This is a genomic window from Pandoraea sp. 64-18, from assembly GCF_001899225.1.
Lineage (GTDB): Bacteria > Pseudomonadota > Gammaproteobacteria > Burkholderiales > Burkholderiaceae > Pandoraea > Pandoraea cepalis.
Genome location: NZ_MKVU01000015.1, coordinates 1 through 20,039 on the forward strand (window position 1 = coordinate 1; position 20,039 = coordinate 20,039).

The 20,039-nt window shown below is 65.2% G+C and carries 17 protein-coding genes and 1 tRNA gene; 5 read left to right on the forward strand and 13 right to left on the reverse strand.

All coding sequences use genetic code 11. The features are described from left to right. Nucleotides 1–189 precede the first annotated feature (189 nt). Nucleotides 190–1,200, forward strand: coding sequence for a serine/threonine protein kinase (locus BGP02_RS13295; protein ID WP_268566771.1), 1,011 nt, complete (start codon nucleotides 190–192; stop codon nucleotides 1,198–1,200). Between the two features lie 106 nt (nucleotides 1,201–1,306). On the opposite strand, the gene BGP02_RS13300 is transcribed toward BGP02_RS13295, so the two are convergent. Next, nucleotides 1,307–1,765, reverse strand: a complete 459-nt coding sequence (locus BGP02_RS13300) for a metal-dependent hydrolase (protein ID WP_286798691.1) — start codon at nucleotides 1,763–1,765, stop codon at nucleotides 1,307–1,309. A 339-nt stretch (nucleotides 1,766–2,104) separates the two neighbouring features. Between BGP02_RS13300 and BGP02_RS13305 the strand changes: the two genes are divergently transcribed. The 3 genes from BGP02_RS13305 to BGP02_RS13315 all read left to right on the forward strand — a co-directional run bounded on the left by BGP02_RS13305 (nucleotide 2,105) and on the right by BGP02_RS13315 (nucleotide 4,033). Beyond that, the gene (locus BGP02_RS13305) at nucleotides 2,105–2,833 is read left to right on the forward strand and encodes a transporter (protein ID WP_286798692.1); all 729 of its coding nucleotides are present in this window, start codon (nucleotides 2,105–2,107) and stop codon (nucleotides 2,831–2,833) included. Between the two features lie 153 nt (nucleotides 2,834–2,986). After that, nucleotides 2,987–3,063 (forward strand) — tRNA-Met (locus BGP02_RS13310). A gap of 157 nt (nucleotides 3,064–3,220) precedes the next feature. After that, nucleotides 3,221–4,033 (forward strand): class I SAM-dependent methyltransferase, encoded by an 813-nt coding sequence (locus BGP02_RS13315; RefSeq protein WP_017233890.1) that lies wholly within the window; start codon nucleotides 3,221–3,223, stop codon nucleotides 4,031–4,033. Between the two features lie 81 nt (nucleotides 4,034–4,114). On the opposite strand, the gene BGP02_RS13320 is transcribed toward BGP02_RS13315, so the two are convergent. Both BGP02_RS13320 and BGP02_RS13325 read right to left on the reverse strand, forming a co-directional pair. Then, complete coding sequence (locus BGP02_RS13320; protein WP_261938100.1) at nucleotides 4,115–5,095, reverse strand: bifunctional helix-turn-helix transcriptional regulator/GNAT family N-acetyltransferase; 981 nt, start codon at nucleotides 5,093–5,095, stop codon at nucleotides 4,115–4,117. 136 nt (nucleotides 5,096–5,231) lie between these two features. Next, nucleotides 5,232–5,567, reverse strand: coding sequence for a hypothetical protein (locus BGP02_RS13325; RefSeq protein ID WP_017233892.1), 336 nt, complete (start codon nucleotides 5,565–5,567; stop codon nucleotides 5,232–5,234). 296 nt (nucleotides 5,568–5,863) lie between these two features. On the opposite strand from BGP02_RS13325, the gene BGP02_RS13330 reads away from it, so the two are divergent. Further along, the gene (locus BGP02_RS13330; protein ID WP_017233894.1) at nucleotides 5,864–6,205 is read left to right on the forward strand and encodes a zinc ribbon domain-containing protein YjdM; all 342 of its coding nucleotides are present in this window, start codon (nucleotides 5,864–5,866) and stop codon (nucleotides 6,203–6,205) included. A 23-nt stretch (nucleotides 6,206–6,228) separates the two neighbouring features. On the opposite strand, the gene BGP02_RS13335 is transcribed toward BGP02_RS13330, so the two are convergent. From BGP02_RS13335 to badI, 10 genes are all read right to left on the reverse strand, one after another. After that, nucleotides 6,229–7,407: a CmpA/NrtA family ABC transporter substrate-binding protein gene (locus BGP02_RS13335; RefSeq protein ID WP_286798693.1), complete on the reverse strand. Its 1,179-nt coding sequence runs from the start codon at nucleotides 7,405–7,407 to the stop codon at nucleotides 6,229–6,231. Nucleotides 7,408–7,416: 9 nt separating this feature from the next. Next, complete coding sequence (locus BGP02_RS13340) at nucleotides 7,417–7,992, reverse strand: ANTAR domain-containing response regulator (protein ID WP_017233896.1); 576 nt, start codon at nucleotides 7,990–7,992, stop codon at nucleotides 7,417–7,419. Between the two features lie 248 nt (nucleotides 7,993–8,240). After that, a complete protein-coding gene (gene cobA / locus BGP02_RS13345; RefSeq protein WP_286798694.1) occupies nucleotides 8,241–9,044 on the reverse strand; it encodes a uroporphyrinogen-III C-methyltransferase in 804 nt (267 codons plus the stop codon). A gap of 90 nt (nucleotides 9,045–9,134) precedes the next feature. Next, nucleotides 9,135–11,852, reverse strand: coding sequence for a nitrate reductase (locus BGP02_RS13350; RefSeq protein ID WP_017233898.1), 2,718 nt, complete (start codon nucleotides 11,850–11,852; stop codon nucleotides 9,135–9,137). 47 nt (nucleotides 11,853–11,899) lie between these two features. Continuing rightward, on the reverse strand, nucleotides 11,900–12,265 hold the full coding sequence (gene nirD / locus BGP02_RS13355; RefSeq protein WP_017233899.1) for a nitrite reductase small subunit NirD: 366 nt from the start codon (nucleotides 12,263–12,265) through the stop codon (nucleotides 11,900–11,902). Between the two features lie 10 nt (nucleotides 12,266–12,275). Further along, the gene (nirB, locus tag BGP02_RS13360) at nucleotides 12,276–14,735 is read right to left on the reverse strand and encodes a nitrite reductase large subunit NirB (protein ID WP_268566775.1); all 2,460 of its coding nucleotides are present in this window, start codon (nucleotides 14,733–14,735) and stop codon (nucleotides 12,276–12,278) included. A gap of 378 nt (nucleotides 14,736–15,113) precedes the next feature. Continuing rightward, a complete protein-coding gene (locus BGP02_RS13365) occupies nucleotides 15,114–16,283 on the reverse strand; it encodes an acyl-CoA dehydrogenase family protein (RefSeq protein WP_017233901.1) in 1,170 nt (389 codons plus the stop codon). 42 nt (nucleotides 16,284–16,325) lie between these two features. Further along, nucleotides 16,326–17,969, reverse strand: a complete 1,644-nt coding sequence (gene aliA, locus BGP02_RS13370) for a cyclohexanecarboxylate-CoA ligase (RefSeq protein WP_286798695.1) — start codon at nucleotides 17,967–17,969, stop codon at nucleotides 16,326–16,328. A 47-nt stretch (nucleotides 17,970–18,016) separates the two neighbouring features. Then, the gene (gene aliB / locus BGP02_RS13375) at nucleotides 18,017–19,189 is read right to left on the reverse strand and encodes a cyclohexanecarboxyl-CoA dehydrogenase (RefSeq protein ID WP_286798696.1); all 1,173 of its coding nucleotides are present in this window, start codon (nucleotides 19,187–19,189) and stop codon (nucleotides 18,017–18,019) included. Continuing rightward, nucleotides 19,186–19,968 carry a 2-ketocyclohexanecarboxyl-CoA hydrolase gene (gene badI, locus BGP02_RS13380; RefSeq protein ID WP_017233904.1) on the reverse strand — a complete coding sequence of 261 codons (783 nt, stop codon included), beginning with the start codon at nucleotides 19,966–19,968 and terminating at the stop codon, nucleotides 19,186–19,188. Before badI ends, aliB begins: the two co-directional genes overlap by 4 nt. Nucleotides 19,969–20,039 lie beyond the last annotated feature (71 nt).

A 20,039-nucleotide genomic window follows, 5' to 3' on the forward strand; every position in this document is an offset into this window, starting at 1 on the left:
CGCCGTCGTTGCGAGAGACGGAATATTAGACAGGTTCGACCAACCGCGCAAGCCCTTTGTGAAACTTTTTTGAACGCGATGCAATTTTCTGCGTTTTCGCGTCCCTGTCCCACCGCGTCCTATCTGTATCCAGACGCTATAGAGAAGAGTACCGGCGCCCGTCGCACCGCCTTTGGCACAATAGCGCCCATGAACACTGATCTTTCACAGGACGCCTCCGCGCCCGCGCATCCTTTCTCCACCCTCCTGCCCGACACCGTCATTGCCGCCGTCGAGCAGCTTGGCTATTTCAGCGACGGGCGCCTGCTCGCCCTCAACAGTTATGAGAACCGCGTCTATCAGGTAGGGATGGAAGACGGCCCTCCGCTCATCGCGAAGTTCTATCGCCCCCAGCGCTGGACCGACGACGCCATCCTGGAGGAGCACGCCTTCACACAAGCGCTCGCCCATCAGGAGATTCCGGTCGTTGCCCCGCTCGAGACGCAAGGCACGACCCTGCACCATTTCAACGGTTTCCGCTTCGCCCTCTTCCCTCGACGCGGCGGCCGAGCCCCCGAACTGCAGGATCCCGACACGCTCAATTGGCTCGGTCGCTTTCTCGGCCGTATCCACGCAGTCGGCGCCATCCAGCCGTTCCGGCACCGCATCACCCTGGACATCGACACGTACGGACACACCCCGGTCGACTACCTGTGGGCGAGCGACTTCATTCCGAACGACCTGCGCGACGCCTGGCGCAGTATTGTCGACCTGGGGCTCGCCGGTGTCGCGCGCGCTTACGAGCGGGCTGGAGACGTGAAACTGCTGCGCGTACACGGCGACTGCCACGGCGGCAACGTCTTGTGGACCGATGCCGGCCCGCACTTCGTCGATTTCGACGATACGTGCATGGCGCCGGCGATGCAGGATCTGTGGATGCTGCTTTCGGGCACGCGCGAAGAGATGACGGTCCAGCTCGATGAAGTCCTCTCCGGCTACGAGGACTTTGCCGACTTCAACCCGCGCGAGCTGCATCTCACAGAAGCCTTGCGAACGCTGCGCCTGCTGCACTATAGCGCCTGGCTGGCCCGGCGCTGGGACGATCCGGCGTTCCCCGCCGCCTTTCCTTGGTTCAACACGCAGCGCTACTGGCAGGACCGCATCCTGGAGCTTCGCGAACAGGTTGCCCTCATGGACGAGCCGCCGTTGTTCTGGCGCTGACCGACATCCGCGCGGGCCGACTCGCGGGCCTGTCAGCCGAGTTAGCCGTGTCAGCCGACGCCGCTACCACTGATTCCGCTGATTCCGCCGGCGCGTCAGCGCGCACTCACCACCATCGCCACATGGCGAACGCGAGTGCCGCGGCCACGCACCACTCTGCCGCCGACCCGGTCGTCACGTAAAGCGGCGAACGGAAGCGCGTTCGCAACGGCCAGCACAGCGGCACGCCGGACGGCGTGAGCCAATCGGCCAGCAGATGTGACAAATATCCGGCCGCCAACGCAAGCATCCACGCCGGCACATGGCCCCAGCCATACAGGCAGCCCACGACCGCCAGGATCGGCAGCAGCAGCGAATGCGTCATGCCACGATGGCCGAAGAGACCGGAGACCAAGAGCGACACCGGTGCGACTCGGCGTCCCAGCATGCTCTTCGGGTGATCGATGTCGGGCAGCAATGCGCCAACGAGCGTCAAGGGCCAGGCGTGGACGCTGGCGGCCCACCCGGTGCGATGCACCAGCCAAGTTGCGCCGATACCGAAAATGAGATGACTTCTGGCTTGCATGGTGAGTCGGCGGCGGTGCGCCCGGCCCCGCTAAAAATGGGCCCGAAGTCTACCACTCGATACACGACGTAGGCAGCCTCGGCGTCCCTTTCATGCGCCTCTTCACCCTCACATCTCCACCTCCGCGCCTCTCCACGTCTCCACGCCTCTATCCCCTACCTACCTCCCTACCTCCCACCACGAAGCCCCGTCAACGAGCAACGCTCCCAAGACACGAATCTCGAATACCGCACATTCGGCGGGTTTCGGTTGACCGTGTCACATGCCCCCGTACGATCCGCGCGACGGATTTTCAGTCTTTCGCACCGGGACACATCAATCGCCCCGCAGGAGTTTTCAATGAAGAAGTTTCTGATGCTTGCCGCAGCGCTCGCGCCGCTTACCGGTCACGCCACCAACCCGCTTGTAACGGACGACACCGGCACACAGGACACCGGCAACTGGCAACTCGAGCTGAACAGCGAGTGGATAACCATGCCGAGCGCCCGCCAGCAACAATGGAACAACACGCTGACGTACGGTGTGATGCCCAACCTCGACGTCGCCATCCAGGCGCCCTACCAGCGCACGCGACCCGATGGCGCTGGCTGGACCAGCGGCATCACCGACCTCCAGTTGCAAGCCAAATGGCGCTTTCTCGAAACCGATCAGTGGAGCCTCGGCCTCAAGCCGTTCGTCTCGCTGCCGACGGCCAGCCAGGATCGCGGCCTCGGCAACGGGCGCGCAACCACCGGCGCGAATCTGTTGATGCAATACAACCTCGATCGCTGGACATTCCTCGCCAATGCCGGCTATACGTGGAACAACAACGGCACCGGCAACCGACAGAGCCTGTGGAACGCGTCCACGGCCGTGCTTTTCAGCGCGACGGACACTGTACGTCTGGTTGCCGACATCGGTCTCGCGACCAATCCAGACGCCACGACCCGGACAAAGCCCGCTTACGCGCTGGTCGGCGCGATCTACAGCCCAACGAAGGACCTCGACCTGGACGTCGGCTACAAGCGCGGCCTGAACCCGGCGTCGCTCGCCCACTCCGTGCAGGCGGGCGCAACGATCCGCTGGTGAGCGCCGCCACGACGTTGACTTCCGAGTGATACGACGTGCGCGCGGGATGCGGCGAAAATGCACACGTCGCGCATGTTTTTCCGAGGTCCATAAACTTAATGTCATAAATGCTTGACACGATGCGCGGAACTCTCGTATTATTCAGTTCTCAGACGCGGGGTGGAGCAGTCTGGCAGCTCGTCGGGCTCATAACCCGAAGGTCACAGGTTCAAATCCTGTCCCCGCAACCAAATTCGAAAGCCCGTCGGCCGCAAGGTCGACGGGCTTTTGTCATTCCAGGTGATCCTTCTCGCCGACGAATGCGGCAACGGGCCGGCCCTGGCCCGCCTAGAATGAACAGGCGGTTGGGTAACCCGGGGCCATCGTCAGTGCATTCAAGGGGGCATCATGCTCGAGCCCGACAAGGTATTTGCAGGGTCGATTCCGAAGTGCTACGACACGCTGATGGTGCCGTTGATCTTCGAGACCTACGCCGTGGATACGGCAGCGATTGTCGTTGCCACCTCGCCCAAATCCATCCTGGAGACCGCCGCCGGCAGCGGTGCGCTCACGCGAGCGCTCGCGCCGAAGCTCGGCGCTGACGTGCGCTACGTGGTCACCGATCTCAATCAGCCAATGCTCGACTATGCAGCCGGCAGGCAACCGACCGACGCCCGGATCGAATGGACGCAGGCCGACGCGCTCGCCCTACCGTTTGACGATGCATCGTTCGACGTCGTTTGCTGCCAATTTGGCGCGATGTTTTTTCCAGATAGAGCCGCCGGCTATGCCGAGGCGCGTCGCATGCTGACGCCGGGCGGCCGCTTCGTCTTCACCGTATGGGATCGCATCGAAGAGAATGCCTTCGCCGACGAGATCACTCAAGCCATCGGCGCGTTGTTTCCGCACGACCCGCCAAGATTCCTCGCGCGCACGCCGCACGGGTATTACGATGTCGCACGCATCCGGGAGGACCTAAGCCACGCCGGGTTCGTCCACATGACGATCGAAACTCGCGAGAAGGTGAGTTACGGGGCCTCGGCGCGCGACGTCGCCACGGCCTATTGCCTCGGAACGCCGCTGCGCAACGAAATCGAAGCGCGCGACGCCAGCTTGCTTCAACTCGCCACCGAGCGGGCAACGCAGGCGATAGCCCAGCGCCACGGCAACGGTCCGGTCGCTGGCAAAATTCAGGCGCATGTGATCGTGGCGGCGCGATAGCGGCAGCTCCTGGACCGCCGATGCATCGTAAATGGCGCACGCCGGCATTGGACCACCCCCGGCAGCCTGAGGGCGCGAGCGCTATGACGGCGCACTACCCGCACGACGACAGAACCGTTGCTCGACAACCCGGCTCCCCCATTGCTCGCCTTCCGATTCGTCGGTCAGCGCAAAGCCGAACGACTCGTACAAATGCCGCGCGGCATCGAGCCCCTTGAACGTCCATAGGTACGTTTCGCGATAGCGCGCGTCGACGAAGGCCATGGCCTGCGCCATCAGACGCCGCCCAACCCCGGACCCACGCATCGAATCGTCGACGATGAACCAGCGCAAATGCGCGACACCGGTAGCAAGGTCGCCGTCGATCGCGAGCGAGGCCAGCGTGCGCCCATTCTCCACATGGCGCCACAGCGCTTTGCCGTCGGCGGGCAACCCGCTGGCGAACGCCGCCAGTTCCGTTGCCACCTTCTTCTCGAAAAACACGCCAAACCCCCAGTGCTCTGCGTAAAAGCGCGCGTGCAGGCTGGCAATGTCGCCGATACACCCCGGCTGATAGCCTTCGACCACTTGTGCGGAGACTTCCCCCTCGATCACGCCTTTGGCCGAGTTGTCCTGTGCGAGCGCGTCCGCGTACAGGGCAAGCGCCCGGACCAGGGCCGCCTGATCCGCGGGCACGATGCGCCGCAGCGCGCTGGACACCTGATCGGTAGCAAAGCGGTCGATCTTGCTGCGAAGCCGCTGCCCCGCTTCGGTCAGAGAGAGTTCGGAGGCACGCGCGTCGTTGCTTGCCGTCGTGCGCCTCACGAGCCCGCTGGCCTCGAGCTTCGCCACTTGCCGGCTCGTGTTCGATTTATCCAGCCGCAGCAGGTTGCCCAGGTCCTTGGCACTGATTCCGGGCGTCGCCCCGATCTCGATGATGGCGTGAACCGCCGACGGCGCGAGATCGCTGTCGGCCAGCGTCGTTCGCATGAAGCCGAGTTCGCGAACCAGTCGACGCGAGAAGTCGCGGAGTTCCAGAATCTCCGCTTCGCGAGCCTTGCCAGGTAGATCGACGATATCCATATCTCACCCCCTATCAGTTGCGTATCGCAACCAATATAGTTGCGATACGCAACTTGCGCAAGTCGCTGATTGTGCCTGCGCGTGCTCGACAAGCGAGGAAGACCGTCCAGCGTGACTGAGCCCCGCCGTCACGGCGTCATTGACCGCCACCTAGCAAATCGTGCGCATCCAGGATCGCGTAGGCGATACCGGGACGACTATCGAGGCATCGGCGAACGGCGGCGGGAATCGACGCGTGGAGCTTCCGGCAAAGGCCCGGTTTGGCCACCAACCGAATGCTGATGCCGCGGACCGTCCGGACTTCGTTCACACTCGGCGCGATCTGCAGCGAAATCCCGAGCTGGGCCTGCATCAGGTCAGCTACGCGTTGCAGATCGGCGTAACTGGTCACGGCTTCGATGCGCGCGATCAGCCGTTTCTCCTCCGCCTGCGTCAACAGTAGGAGGCGGCGATCACCGTGCGGGTCTTGCATGAGGCTATCCCGATCACAGGTACAGGCGCCCGGGGGGCATTCCTTGCGGATTGGGAAGCGGGTCTCGTCGACCATAGAATACGAACAGAGGGCGTTGGCGGGACTAACATCGAATTTGCATTATCGATCGTTCGAGTGTCCGTAATCCGGTTACTTGAATCAATTAGGGATGTCATCGAAGCCCGACCGCGATCGCGGCGCCCTGCCGCGGGAACACCACTGCCCGGGCGAATCCGCCGACCGCGATATAATTTCGCGCTTTGATCGCCTTCGTCGGCCTTTCAGGACCCATCGACATGAGTACTTTGCCCGCTTGCCCGAAATGCAACTCCGAATTCACGTACGAAGACGGGGGTGTCTACATTTGCCCCGAGTGCGCGCATGAATGGTCGGCCCAGGCTGCCGCATCAACGGAACCCACCGAACGCGTCTATCGCGACGCCACCGGAACCCTTCTGCAGAATGGCGATACGGTGACCGTTATCAAGGACTTGAAGCCAAAGGGGTCGGGCGGCGTGATCAAGATGGGCACCAAGGTGAAGAACATTCGGCTGGTGGACAGCGACCACGATATCGATTGCAAGATCGACGGCTTTGGCGCCATGAGCCTGAAATCGGAATTCGTCAAAAAGGTCTGATCCGGTCGCCACGCCGGTCGACATCACCGGGCCCGAATATCGAATCCATCGACGTACGCGCGTAAATCGCCGGCGACGGCCGCATCCCAGGCCTTGCCGTCGCAAAGCACCTCGTGCGCTGGCGTGGCCTCCACCGGCACGGCCTCGGCACGTGCCGCCGCCTCGAACAGCGCCGTCTGGCTCACCGCTGCCGCCGTTTGCGCGGCACCGGCCACCGCCGCATCGCCCACCATGCCCCAACGCCGATATTGCGCGATGAACCACATGCCATCCGAAGGGTGCGGGTAATTCACCACGCCCTCGTCGAAGAAGCTCACGGGCAGCAACGCGTGCCGTCCTTGCAGGCGGCCGAAGTCGCCCAGCAGACGCGCCGCGATCAGGTCGCGTGGCGCCCCGACCCACGCCGGCTCCGCCAACCATCCCGCCGCTTCCGCCCGATGCCCGGGCATATCCAGCCAGCGGCACGCGCTGAGCAGCGTGCGCACCAGCGCCTGTGCCGTTTTCGGATAGCGCGACACAAAGTCCCGGCGGCAGGCCAGCACCTTCTCCGGGTGATTGGGCCAAATGTCGCTCGACACCACGACCGTGCGCCCCAGCCCGCGCGCCTGGGCCACGGCATGCCACGGCTCGCCGCAGCAAAACCCGTCGAGCCCGCCCTCTTCCATCGCGGCGACCATATGCGCCGGGGGAATCACGATGCTGGAGATCTCGGTGAGCGGATCGATGCCCTGCGCGGCAAACCAGTAATTGAGGAACATCGCGTGCGTGCCTGTCGGGAACGTCTGCGCGAAAACCGGCTTGCGCCCGAGCGACGCCAGCGCCGCGCGCAAGTCGCCCGTGCGCGCCATCGCCTCGCCCAGCGACGGCGTGACCGTCACCGCCTGCCCGTTGCGATTGAGCACCATGAGCACGGCCATGTCTTCACGCGGGCCGCCAATGCCCAACTGCACCCCGTACACAAGGCCATACAGCGAGTGCGCGGCATCCAGCTCGCCCGTGAGCAGCTTGTCGCGCACGGCCGCCCACGACGACTCGCGGCTCAGCTCCAGGGTCAGTCCATGTTCGTGCCCCAGCTCCAGACGCTTCGCGACGATCAGCGGCGCCGCATCGGACAGCGCGATGAACCCCACGCGCAGATGACGTTTCTCTGGCACGCCGTCCGGCCATTGCGCGTCAGAAGCCAACCATGATGACGTCGACATGAGCAGTGTCTATCCCAGTAATTCGGCAATCGAGACGAGCTGGCGCGCCACTTCGACGAGCTTCTCGCCCTGATCCATCGCCCGTTTGCGCAGGATGGCGTAGGCCTCCTGCTCGGAAATCTTGCGTCGGTCCATCAGCAGCCGCTTGGCGCGGTCGATCAGCTTTCGGTCGGCCAGTTCGGTCTCGGCCTTGGCCAGTCGTGCGCGCAGCTTTTCCTCATGGGCGAAGCGCGCAAGCGCCACTTCGAGAATCGGCGCGAGCCGGTCTGCCGCCAGTCCCTCGACGGAGTATGCCGTCACCCCGGCATCGACGGCCGCACGAATCAGCGATTGATTGCCGTCGGCCGAAAACATCAGCACCGGACGCGGCGCCGCCGCGTTCATCACCGCGAGTTGTTCCAGCGTGTCGCGCGACGGCGATTCGGTATCGATGATGACGACGTCCGGGCGCTCGCTCTCCACCACACGCGGCAGCGCCTGCGGCTTGGCGACTTCCACCAGCATCTCGCACCCCAGACGCGCGAGCGCAGTCCGCAACTCGCCAATCGGCTTGTCGGTATCGGTGACGAGCAGCACGCGCAGCATGCCGTGCGCCCCCGCTGTCGTGACAGGGGCGGCAGGCGCTGCTGCTTTGCGGGGCGTGTCGGCCTGAGGATCGACGTCCCCGGCATCCGGTGTTTTCGGCAAGTTCGTGGGGGCCAATGCGCTCGGCCGGTCAGTGAAATTCCATCCGCGTCGCCGTTGCGGGGCTGCATCGGCTGCGCCCCGTCGGCGACGTCTCTTGTGCTAATCGAACACGCGCTGTTCAGTATAGGTAGTGAAGATACAACGCATCAGGCCGCTCTGGCGATGACGTCGCGCACCGTGTCCGCGGCGGCATCCCCCTCATCGACACCCGTTGCCGTGCTCGGTTCGACCGCCGCGAGCGCCGCTTCACCGACCGCGCCGCCCACGAGCAGGATAGTCGGACTGGCAAACCCCGCGGTGCGAATGTCGGCCGCCAGCCGGCCCAGCGACGTGACCATTCGCCGCTCTTGCGGCGAGCCCGCCCACTGGACCGCCCCCGCCGGGGTTGCCGCATCGAGATGCGCCAGTAGCGTTTCGCTCAGTTCCTCGACCCGATGCAGGCCCATGTAGATCGCCAACGTGGTGCCGGTCGCCGCGAGCGCCGCCCAGTTGGGGGCACTGCCGTCCTGCCGGTGCGCGGTGACGAACGTCACGCCCGCACAGTGGTCTCGATGGGTGAGCGACATCCCCAAACCGGCCGCCGCCGCGAACGCCGACGACACCCCGTTGACGATCTCCACCGGCACCCCCGCGCGACGCAGCGCCGAGATTTCCTCGCCCGCACGCCCGAACATCAGCGCGTCGCCCCCCTTCACGCGCACCACGTGCGAGCCACGTCGCGCAAAGCGGCACATCAGCCGCTCGATGAACGCCTGTGGCGTCGAGCGGCAGCCGCCGCGTTTGCCCACGGCAATCACGCGGGCCTGCGGCGCGAGCGTGGCGATCTCCGGATTGGCCAGATCGTCGACGAGCAGCACGTCGGCTTCGCCGAGCACGCGTGCCGCGCGCAACGTCAGCAGATCCAGCGCGCCGGGACCGGCGCTCAGCAGGGTGACTTTGCCGTTGTTCATGATCGTTCTCCCTCAATTCCTCGATGGTCTGCATGTCGCCCAATTCAAATCCAGTCGGTACCTTCACGATGCGCTGTCCATGTCCCGGGCTCAAGCGACATTCGTCGCGCGCGGCTGCGTCGCAGCGTTGAGCGGCGCCGCGCACATGCGCTGCAACTCCGGCACACACGAGCCGCAGACCGTCCCGCAGCCGAGCCTCGCCTTGAGCTGTGCGACGTCCGCTCCCGCACCGATCGCCGCGTTGATGCTCGACGCCGTCACGGACTTGCACTGGCACACCGTGCGATCGCGTGGAACCGCCGGCCCGCTGTCGGCCACGAAGACCGCATGGCGCGCGCGCGTCCAGGGAGACGTTTCGCGAACACGCGCGAGTAGCGACGTCGACGCGGCGACATCGGCTTCACTGCCCGCCACCAGCACGCCATCGATCAAGGTGTCGCACCATGCCACGCGTTTGGTCATCGACCGGCGCGCATCGCGATACTCCAGCAGCGATTCGTCGCGCGGCAGAGCCAGCGCCGTGTGCAGGCGCTCCAGCCAATCGGCGTCCGGCTCGCTGTCGGCGGCCATGACCACGATCCGGTCGTCGCCCTCCAGACGCACCGTCGCGAAGCGACGCTCGGCCAACAATGGCTGCACCGCCGCGTGCAATTGCAGGGCGTCGCCGCGCCGCACCGCCGCCACCCGCCACGGCAGTGCGAGCGGATCGACGCGCACGGCGGCGTGCTTCAGTTCGGGCTGCTTCGAATACTTGTCGACGGCGCCGAGGGTCGTGTCGTTCACGCCCCCGCCGCCGAGAAACTGCCCGCTCCAGTGCATCGGCACGAACACCGTGCCCGAGGCGACGTCGTCGCTCACCGCCAGCGTCAACACCCGCTCGCCGCGACGGCTCGATAGCCGCACGACATCGCCCGCACGCAGGCTTCGACGCGCCGCGTCGGCCGGATGCATGGTGAGCGCCGGCTCGGGGGCGTGCTCGAACAACTGCCCCACACGCCCCGTGCGGCTCATGCCGTGCCACTGATCGCGCAGGCGGCCGGTAATCAGTCGCAGCGGATGGCGGGCATTGATCGGCTCGGCCACGGGTTGATATTCGAACGCATGAAAACGTGCACGTCCGTCGCTCGTAGCGAACACGCCGTCCTCGTAGCGGCGCGCAACGCCTTGCGCCGCGCCGGCCGGAAACGGCCAATGTTGCGGTCCGCGCTGCTCGAGCAGCGCGTAATCGATACCGCCGATGTCGAGGTCGCGTCCCACGGTGAGCGCGCGATGCTCGTCGAAGATGGCCTCGATGGACGAGAACGCGAACGGTTCGGGCGACGCGTCGAGCTTGGGTGCAAGACGCCGGGCGACCTCGCTGGCAATCCACCAGTCGGCCCGGGTCTCTCCCGGCGCCGAGACGGCGGCCCGCACGCGCGAGATACGCCGCTCCGAGTTCGTGACCGTGCCCGCCTTCTCGCCCCAGCTCGTTGCGGGCAACAGCACGTCGGCATAAGGAACGGTGTCGGTCTGGTGAAACGCCTCCTGCACCACCACGAACTCCGCAGCGGCGAGCGCTTCACGCACGCGCTCGCTGTCCGGCATCGAATGCACGGGGTTCGTGCACGCGATCCAGATCGCTTTGATACGGCCGTCGCGCACGGCGTCGAACATCTCCACAGCCGGCAGGCCCGGCCGGTCCGACAGCCCCTGCACGCCCCAAAGGCGCTCGACCTCGGCGCGATGCGCCGCGTTGCCGATCTCGCGATGCGCGGCGAGCATGGTGGCCAGCCCGCCCACTTCACGCCCCCCCATCGCATTGGGCTGACCGGTGAGCGAAAACGGCCCGGCGCCCGGGCGTCCGATCTGCGCGGTGGCCAAATGCAGATGGATGAGCGCGAGATTTTTTTCGGTGCCGTGGCTCGATTGATTCAGCCCCATGCAATAAAGCGACAGCGCCGCCGGGCTCTCGCCAAACCAGTCGGCCGCCTGACGCAACGCCGATTCTTCGATGCCGCAGATGTCGGCCACCAGTTGCGGGGTATAGCCGCGCAGCATCTGCTTGAGGGCATCGAAGCCTTCGGTATGGGCGTCGATGTAGCGCCGGTCGATGCGTCCTTCCCAGATCAGGTGGTGCAGCATGCCGTGAAAGAGCGCAACGTCGGTGCCCGGCACGATGGCCAGATGCAGATCGGCCATCGCCGCCGTATCGGTGCGGCGCGGATCGACGACGATCCAGCGAATCGACGGATCGGCCGCCTTGGCCGCTTCGAGTCGACGGAACAGCACCGGGTGCGCGTAGGCCATGTTGCTGCCGGCGAACAGCACGGTGCGGGCCGCTTCGAGATCGTCGTAGCAGGTGGGCGGCCCGTCTGCGCCGAGCGCCATCTTGTAGGCGCTCACGGCGCTCGACATGCACAGTCGCGAGTTCGTGTCGATGTTGTTGGTGCGCACCAGCCCCTTGGCGAGCTTGTTGAAGACGTAGTAGTCCTCGGTCAACAACTGTCCTGACACGTAAAAGGCGACGGCGTCCGGGCCATGCCGACGGATAACGTCGGCGAAGCGCGACGCCACCGTCTCCAGCGCGTCGTCCCAACTGGCGGGCGCGCGCTCGGCGTCGCGCGTGGTGCGCAACTCAGGCGTCAGCACGCGTCCGGCAAGCGACTGCGCGGTGAGCGGCAACGTCATGCCCTTGCTGCACAGACGCCCGAAGTTCGCCGGATGCGCCGGGTCGCCCTGCACATCGACGATGCGCTCGCCGTCGCTCTCTACGAGCATGCCGCAACCGACGCCGCAGTAGCAGCAGGTGGTTTGCGTGAGGGTTGTCATGGGGGGCTCCGGCAATCGCGAGGGGTCAGGGGGGCGGGGGTAGCGGGTCAAGCGGCAGCCGTCGCCGCGCTCACCTCGGTACCGATCGCCTCGTCGAGCGACACATACACCTCGCCCGCGTCGATCCGCACGGCGAAGCGCTCTGCACAGCCCACATCGGGTGCGCAGGCTTCGCCGGTCGTCAGGTCAATGTTCCAGGCGTGCAGCGGGCACGTGACCTTCTCGCCGTGCACGATGCCCAGCGAGAGCGCACCGCCCTTGTGTGGGCACTTGTCGCGCAACGCAAAAACCTTGTCGCTCTCGGCGCGAAAAAGGGCGATGTCGCCGCTCGGATGGGTCAGCACGCGCGTGCCCAGGCGCGGAATCGCGTCCACGTCGCAGACATGCAGCCAGATCGGTTTGGATTGCGTCATGGTGTTCTCCTCAGGCAGTCGCGGGCTCGACGCTCATCGGCACGGTCGAGGTCAGCGGACGGTATTCATTGGCTTGCGCCCCGTTGATACGCGCTTGCCACGGGTCGGGCAGGCCATCGAGCGAGAAGAGCAACCGTTCGTACAGCGCGCGACGATTGGCGGCATCGTTCACCACGCGTTGCTTCACGTAGTCGAGGCCAACCCGGTCGAGGTAATGCACCGTGCGGTCGAGGTAATAGGCTTCCTCGCGATAGAGCTGGAGAAACGCGCCCGTGTACTCCTTGACCTCGTCGGCGGTCTTCACCTTGACGAGGAACTGCGCGACTTCGGTCTTGATGCCGCCGTTGCCGCCGACATACAGCTCCCACCCCGAGTCGACCGCGATCACACCCACGTCCTTGATCCCGGCCTCGGCGCAATTGCGCGGGCAGCCGGACACGGCCAGCTTGACCTTGTGGGGCGACCACATGTTCGCGAGCATGGTCTCCAGATCAATGCCCATCTGCGTGCTGTTCTGCGTGCCGAAGCGGCAGAATTCGCTGCCCACGCACGTCTTCACGGTGCGGATCGACTTGCCGTAGGCATGCCCTGACGGCATACCGAGGTCGCGCCAGACGCTTACGAGATCTTCCTTCTTCACGCCGAGCAAATCGATACGCTGACCGCCCGTGACCTTGACCATCGGAATCTGGTACTTGTCCGCCACGTCGGCGATGCGGCGCAGCTCGCTCGGGTTCGTCACGCCGCCCTTCATCTGCGGGATGACGGAGAACGTGTTGTCCTTCTGGATGTTGGCGTGCACGCGCTCGTTGACGAAGCGGCTTTGCGGATCGTCAACGGCTTCCTTCGGCCACGTGCTGAGCATGTAGTAGTTCAGCGCGGGACGGCACGTGGCGCACCCGTTGGGCGTGCGCCATTCGAGGAAGTCGAAGGCGGCACGATGGGACGTGAGGTGATGCTCACGCACCGCGCGACGCACGTCGGCGTGCGACAGATCCGTGCAACCGCACACCGCCTTCTCCTTCGGTGTCGCGTCGTAGGTCGAGCCCAGCGTGCTCATCAGGATCTGTTCGCACAGCCCGGCGCACGAACCGCACGAGCTGGCAGCCTTCGTATGCTTCTTGACCTCATCGAGCGTGAACAAGCCCTTCTCGGTGATCGCCTTGACGATCGTGCCCTTGCACACGCCGTTGCAGCCGCACACTTCATCGGTATCGGACATGGCCGACGCGCGGTTCTGCCCTTGCGTGCCAACGTCGCCCACACTCGACTCGCCGAACATGATGCTGCTGCGCAACTCGCCCAGCGCACGCCCGTCGCGCAACAGCTTGAAGTACCAGGCGCCGTCAGCCGTGTCACCGTACAGACACGCGCCGACGAGCTTGTCGTCGCGAATCACCAGCTTCTTGTAGACGCCGCTCGCGGGATCGGACAACACGATCTCCTCAGTGCCTTCGCCGCCGAGAAAGTCGCCCGCCGAAAACAGGTCGATGCCCGTGACCTTGAGCTTCGTCGACAGCACCGAGCCGCGATAGCTGCCGATGCCCATGAGCGCGAGGTGGTTGGCGCAGACCTTGGCCTGCTCGAACAGCGGGGCCACGAGACCGTAGGCTACGCCGCGATGGCTCACGCATTCGCCCACCGCGTAGATGCGCGGATCGTAGGTTTGCAGCGTGTCGGACACGACAATGCCACGGGCGCAATACAGACCGGCCGCTTCGGCCAGCGTCGTATTCGGCCGAATTCCTGCGGCCATGACAACGAGGTCCGCGTCAATTTCTTCGCCGTTGCTGAACTTCACGGCCCGCACGTTGCCGTTGCCGTCGTCAAGAATCGCTGCCGTTTGATGCGACAGTCGGAACGCGAGACCGCGCGCTTCGAGCGATTGTTGCAGCAGCTTGCCCGCCGTACTGTCGAGTTGGCGCTCGAGCAGCGTCTCGGCCAGATGCACGACGGTCACGTCCATGCCGCGCAGCTTGAGACCGTTGGCCGCCTCCAGGCCGAGCAGACCGCCGCCGATCACAACCGCATGACGCTTCATGCTCGCCGTCTCGATCATGATCTCGGTATCGCGAATGTCGCGATAGCTGATCACGCCATCGAGATCCTTGCCGGGCACCGGCAGAATGAACGGGCTGGAGCCGGTGGCGATCAACAGACGGTCGTACGGCGCCTCGGTGCCGTCGGCGCAACGCACGACACGGCGCGGTCGATCGATCTGCGTGACTTCCTTGCCCAGATGCAACGTGATGCCCTTCTCGGCATACCAGTCGAGCGGATTGAGCACGATGTCGGCGAACGACTGCTCGCCGGCGAGCACCGGTGAGAGCAGGATCCGGTTGTAGTTCGGATGCGGCTCGGCACCGAATACGGTGATGTCGTACTGATGCGGTGCGATTTCCAGCAGCTCTTCGAGCGTGCGGATGCCGGCCATGCCGTTGCCGATGACGACCAGACGAGGTTTGCGCATGCTGTCTTCTCCTGTTGCAGCGCTTGCAGCGCCCGAAAAACAAAACGGCGTCCGACCGTGCCGAAGCACGGAGGGACGCCGTTGTCCTGTGGGTACGTCGCAGGCGCTCTCGCCTGACGCCGTACCGGAATTCATGGCCGGCGACGTCTTTGCCGCTGGCACACACACTAATGCAACAAGCGTGCCAAGTGACGCAGAAAGTTCGACAAAGCGTTGCTGGTCAACGCAGAACAGTTGGTTTGTCTATGGGAAACGCCCGAAAATCGAGTGGAATCTGTTGCACCGCAGCAGTGCAAGGCGGTGCGGCCCTGACATCACGCGCACCAGCATGATGCGCCGCGTGTACGACTCGGCGCACCGCCAGCGGTGCGCGCGACCTCAATCGTCCTGCATCAGGGCCCGCCCGATGATCAGTTGTTGAATTTGCGTGGTGCCTTCATAGAGACGGAGCAGTCGCACGTCGCGATAGAAGCGCTCGACCTTGTATTCGTTGATGTAGCCCGCGCCGCCGTGCACCTGCACACCACGATCGGCCACGCGCCCGACCATCTCGGTGCAGAACAGCTTGGCGCACGAGGCCCGCGTGCTGACGTCGGCGTCGCGCTTGCCTTCGGGCTTCGCGTCGTAACGCAGGGCACAGTCCTGCACCATCGACCATCCGGCGTACAGTTCCGCCTGACTGTCCGCGAGCATCGCCTGCACGAGCTGGAAGTCGCCGATGCGCTGCCCGAATTGCTTGCGTTCGCGTGCATAGGCCACGGACTCATCGAGAATTCGCTGCGCCATGCCGCACGCCAGCGCCGCCACGTGCAAGCGCCCACGGTCGAGGACCTTCATCGCCGTCTTGAAGCCCTTGCCCGCCTCGCCGCCGATGATGTTCGCCGCCGGCACGCGCGCGCCTTGCAGCACGACGTCGCACGTCTTCGTTCCGCGCTGCCCCATCTTCTTGTCGGGCTTGCCCAGCGACAGGCCCGGCGTGTCGGCCGGCACGATGAACGCCGAGATCCCGCCCGCGCCCTCGCCGCCCGTGCGCGCCATCAGCGTGAACGCCCCGGCGCGCGGTGCGTTGGTAATGAAGCGCTTCACGCCATCGAGCACATAGGTGTCGCCGTCGAGTACGGCCCGTGTCTTGAGCGCGGCCGGGTCCGATCCCGCGTCCGGCTCCGTGAGCGCGAACGACATGATCAGGTCCCCACTCGCCACGCGCGGCAGCAGGTCGCGCTTTTGCGCTTCGGTACCGTCCATCAGGATGCCCTGTGAGCCGATGCCCACGTTGGTGCCGAACACCGAGCGAAATGCCAGCGACGTCTGCCCGAACTCATAGGCCACGCGCACTTCCTGCGTCATCGACAAACCGATGCCGCCGAATGCCTCGGGAATCGACAGGCCGAACAGGCCCATCTCCTTCATCTCATTGACGAGCGTGGCCGGCACGTCGTCGTGCTCTTCCACGTCGTTCTCGGCGGGCACCAGCCGCTCGCGAATGAAACGTTGCACCGCGGCGAGCAACAGCTCGAACGATTCGCTATCCAGTCCCTTCGATGTCATCGACCTTTCATCCTTGAAGTACGCCGCGCCGCGTGCGGGCTTTCACTCGCCCGTCTGCAGCATCTCGCGCAATTTGAATTTCTGTATCTTACCCGTGGGGGTGGTCGGCAGCGCCTCGCGCACTTCGAGCCGTTCCGGCCAATACTGCCGGGCGACCTTGTGCGACGCCAGAAAAGCGGTGAGCGCGGGCAGATCGATCGACTGCCCGGGGCGCGGCACCACCACCGCACACGCGCGTTCGCCGAGCCGCTCGTCCGGATACGCCACGATGGCCACTGTCGCGACCGCCGGATGGCGGTACAGCAGCGCCTCGATTTCGACGACGGGGATATTCTCGCCTCCCCGAATGATCACGTCCTTGCTGCGACCGGCGATGCGCACGTAGCCAGTGGCGTCGAGCCACGCCATATCGCCCGTGTCGAACCACCCGGCGGCGTCGGTGCCGTTCCATTGCGCGCGCTTGAGATAGCCGCCGAAATTCGAACACGAGCGCACGAGCAAACGGCCGGTTTCACCTGTGGGCAGGTCACGATCGTCCACGTCGACCACGCGTAGCTCGACACCCGGCAGCGGACAACCGTCCGTCGTGGAGGCGCGCGTGTCGTCGTCTTCAAGGCGTGTAAGCGTCACGGCGCCGTTCTCGGTCATGCCCCACGCCGACACGATTTTCGCGCCGAGTACCTTGCGCGCCTGCTCGACCACCGGGCCGGGAATGGGTGCCCCCGCGCACAGGAACGCGCGCAAGCTCGGCACAGTCTCGCCGCCAGCCGCCACCGTCTTGGTCAGATCGGTGAGAAACGGGGTGGACGCCATCGTGAATGTCACCCCGTGCGCCTGGATCAGACGCACGGCGTTCGACGGGTCCCACACGTCGAGCATGACCGCACTCGCGCCGAGCATGATGGGCATCATCAGGCCGTACATGAAGCCGGTCTGGTGCGCGAGCGGCGAGCCCATCAGAATCACGTCGTCGCAACCGAGGCGCATGCGCTGCGCGTAAGCGTCGATGTTCGAGAACGTGGTGTTCGCACTGTGCATCACACCCTTCGGCTCGCCCGTGGTGCCGGACGTGTACATCAATTGCATGACGTCGTCCGGACGCGCGCGCGACGCCTGCATCTGCGCGCGCTCCGCGTCGGTCGCCGCAGGTTCGCCTGCCATGAGCACGGCGTCGAAACTCTCCTCTGCGGCAGCCTCCCCGACGACGATCACATGCCGGAGCGCGTCAAGCTCGTGCTGCAACGCGCGCGCCATCGCCGCGTGATCAAAGCCGCGAAACTGCTGCGGCACGATGAACACTTTCGCCTCGCCATGGCGCAGCATGAAGGACAGCTCGCGCTCGCGGAAGATGTGCATGAGGGGATTGAGCACCGCGCCGATACGGGCGCAGGCCAAGTAGGTCACCGCGAACGGCCAGCCGTTGGGCAGTTGGCACGCGACCACGTCGCCGCGTCCGACGCCACGTCGCAACAGACCCAGCGCGAGACGCTCCGCCGCATCGGCGAGCGCGGCGTAGGTCAGTTGCGTGGTCTGCCCGGTGGCCGTCGAGACCGCCGTGAGTGCCACCTTGTCGGGCCATGCCGCGAGCGCCGCGTCGAGCGCGTCGTTGATTGTGCGCTCGGGCCACCAGCCGCGCGCCACACTGTGCTCACGTCGAGGGGGAAGCAATACCGCATCGAACTCCATCGCATCGTCTCCTATGCTGTCGCGGATGTCATCCAGCCGCCGGCCGGTCAAACCGGCACTGCCTGCCGGCCGGCGCGCGTGCGCGCGATGATCGTCTTCATGATCTGCGCGGTGCCGTCACCGATCTGGAAACCGAGCACGTCGCGCAAACGCTGCTCCATCACGCCCCGGTCGTAACCGCCATGGCCGAACATCAGCAGGCATTGATGGATGACGTCGTAAGCGAGCTTCGGCCCCCACCATTTGCACATGGCCGCCTCGGCGCTGTGCGGCAGGCCGCGGTCCTTGAGCCACAGCGTTTGAAGACAGAGCAGACGCGCCGCTTCGACCTGCGTGTCGAAATCCGCCAGCGGATGCGAGACGCCCTGAAACGCCGACAGCGGTTTGCCGAACGCTTCTCGCTGGGCCACGTATTCCCAAGTCTCGTCGAGCGAGGCGCGGGCGACGGCCAGCACCTGCAAGCCGATGAGCGCGCGCGAGAAGTCGAAGCCCTGCATCACTTGCACGAAGCCCTCGCCCGGCGCGCCCAGTACGTGGTCGACCGGGATCTTCACGTTCTCGAAGAACAGCGAGCCGCGGCCGATGGCACGCTGCCCATGGCAATCGAAGCGTTGCCGAGTGATACCCGGCACGTCGAGCGGGACGAGGAACGCCGAGATGCCGCGTGCACCCGACGCCACGTCGCCTGTGCGTGCGAACACAACGGCGGCGTCGGCCTGATCGGCGGCGGAGATGGAGGTCTTTTCTCCGTTGAGCACGTAATGTGTCCCGTCGAATTCGGCCCGCATGCGCAAGTTGGCGGCGTCCGACCCGCCGCGCGGCTCGGTGAGTGCGATCGCGAGCAACGTCTCGCCGCGCGTGAGCTTGCGCAGCCAAGGCAAAACGACTTCAGGCTGCCCATGCGCCGCGAGAATCTGGCCATTGAGCGAGGCCAGCAGATTGACATACGACAGGCTCAGGTCCGCGCGCGCAATTGCTTCGTGTATCACGCCCGCCGCGAGACGCCCCATGCCCTGCCCACCGAAGGCTTCCGGCAGCTCCGGCGCGATCAGGCCAAGTTCCCCCATCTCGCGCATGAGCGTGCGATCGAGCACGCGTGTTTTGTCACGCTCGAGAAAGCCGGGGGCGACGCGCGCCTGGGCGAATCGCCGCGTGTGCTCGGCCAGCGCAACGAGATCGTCGTCGAGATACGGATTCTGCATCGCGTTCGCCTCGCTCATTTGGCGTATTTACGGAACTCGGGCTTGCGCTTCTCCTGGAATGCACGCACGCCCTCGCGCGACTCCTCCGTCTCGTAGTAGAGCTTGAGCGCGTACATCCCCATGCCCGCGATGCCCGCCTGTTGCGCCGTGTCCATGTTGAACGAGCGCTTCGCAATGGCAATCGCCGTCGGGCTGCGCTCCAGAATCTCGTCGCACCATTTCTGAACTTCCGCGTCGAGTTGATCGTGCGGCACGACCGTGTTCACGAGACCCATCGCCAGCGCTTCCGTCGCCGGATAGCGACGGCACAGATACCAGATCTCACGCGCCTTCTTCTCGCCGACGACGCGCGCGAGAAATGCGGTACCGAAGCCCGGATCAACCGAGCCGACCTTCGGGCCGACCTGCCCGAACACGGCCTTCTCGGACGCAATCGTGAAGTCGCACAAGGTGCAGATCACGTTGCCGCCGCCGATGGCATAGCCTTGCACGCGGGCAATGACGGGTTTGGGCACGTCGCGAATGGCGTTGTGCAGTTCCTCCATCGGCAGCCCGATGGTGCCGCGTCCGTCGTACTGCCCCTCGTGCGCCGACTGATCGCCCCCGGTGCAGAATGCTTTCTCGCCTGTGCCGGCGAGCACAATGCTGGCAATCTCGCGGTCGTAGCCGGCCTTGTTGATGGCATGAATCAGTTCGTCGCAGGTACGCCCGCGAAAGGCGTTCATCTTGTCCGGACGGTTGATCGTGATCCACGCCGCGCCGTTGCGCACTTCATACAGGATGTCTTCGTATTGCATGGTGTCGCTCCTTGCCGCTGCGCGTCGCTCGCTGTCGTGGGGTATCGCTGAAAGCCGCGACGCGCGCCAAT

Bases quoted from the DNA above. Each gene is read 5' to 3' on its own strand.
- BGP02_RS13295 (WP_268566771.1), top strand. From the start codon at position 190: ATGAACACTGATCTTTCACAGGACGCCTCCGCGCCCGCGCATCCTTTC.
- BGP02_RS13300 (WP_286798691.1), bottom strand. From the start codon at position 1,765: ATGCAAGCCAGAAGTCATCTCATTTTCGGTATCGGCGCAACTTGGCTG.
- BGP02_RS13305 (WP_286798692.1), top strand. From the start codon at position 2,105: ATGAAGAAGTTTCTGATGCTTGCCGCAGCGCTCGCGCCGCTTACCGGT.
- BGP02_RS13315 (WP_017233890.1), top strand. From the start codon at position 3,221: ATGCTCGAGCCCGACAAGGTATTTGCAGGGTCGATTCCGAAGTGCTAC.
- BGP02_RS13320 (WP_261938100.1), bottom strand. From the start codon at position 5,095: ATGGATATCGTCGATCTACCTGGCAAGGCTCGCGAAGCGGAGATTCTG.
- BGP02_RS13325 (WP_017233892.1), bottom strand. From the start codon at position 5,567: ATGCAAGACCCGCACGGTGATCGCCGCCTCCTACTGTTGACGCAGGCG.
- BGP02_RS13330 (WP_017233894.1), top strand. From the start codon at position 5,864: ATGAGTACTTTGCCCGCTTGCCCGAAATGCAACTCCGAATTCACGTAC.
- BGP02_RS13335 (WP_286798693.1), bottom strand. From the start codon at position 7,407: ATGTCGACGTCATCATGGTTGGCTTCTGACGCGCAATGGCCGGACGGC.
- BGP02_RS13340 (WP_017233896.1), bottom strand. From the start codon at position 7,992: ATGCTGCGCGTGCTGCTCGTCACCGATACCGACAAGCCGATTGGCGAG.
- cobA (WP_286798694.1), bottom strand. From the start codon at position 9,044: ATGAACAACGGCAAAGTCACCCTGCTGAGCGCCGGTCCCGGCGCGCTG.
- BGP02_RS13350 (WP_017233898.1), bottom strand. From the start codon at position 11,852: ATGACAACCCTCACGCAAACCACCTGCTGCTACTGCGGCGTCGGTTGC.
- nirD (WP_017233899.1), bottom strand. From the start codon at position 12,265: ATGACGCAATCCAAACCGATCTGGCTGCATGTCTGCGACGTGGACGCG.
- nirB (WP_268566775.1), bottom strand. From the start codon at position 14,735: ATGCGCAAACCTCGTCTGGTCGTCATCGGCAACGGCATGGCCGGCATC.
- BGP02_RS13365 (WP_017233901.1), bottom strand. From the start codon at position 16,283: ATGACATCGAAGGGACTGGATAGCGAATCGTTCGAGCTGTTGCTCGCC.
- aliA (WP_286798695.1), bottom strand. From the start codon at position 17,969: ATGGAGTTCGATGCGGTATTGCTTCCCCCTCGACGTGAGCACAGTGTG.
- aliB (WP_286798696.1), bottom strand. From the start codon at position 19,189: ATGAGCGAGGCGAACGCGATGCAGAATCCGTATCTCGACGACGATCTC.
- badI (WP_017233904.1), bottom strand. From the start codon at position 19,968: ATGCAATACGAAGACATCCTGTATGAAGTGCGCAACGGCGCGGCGTGG.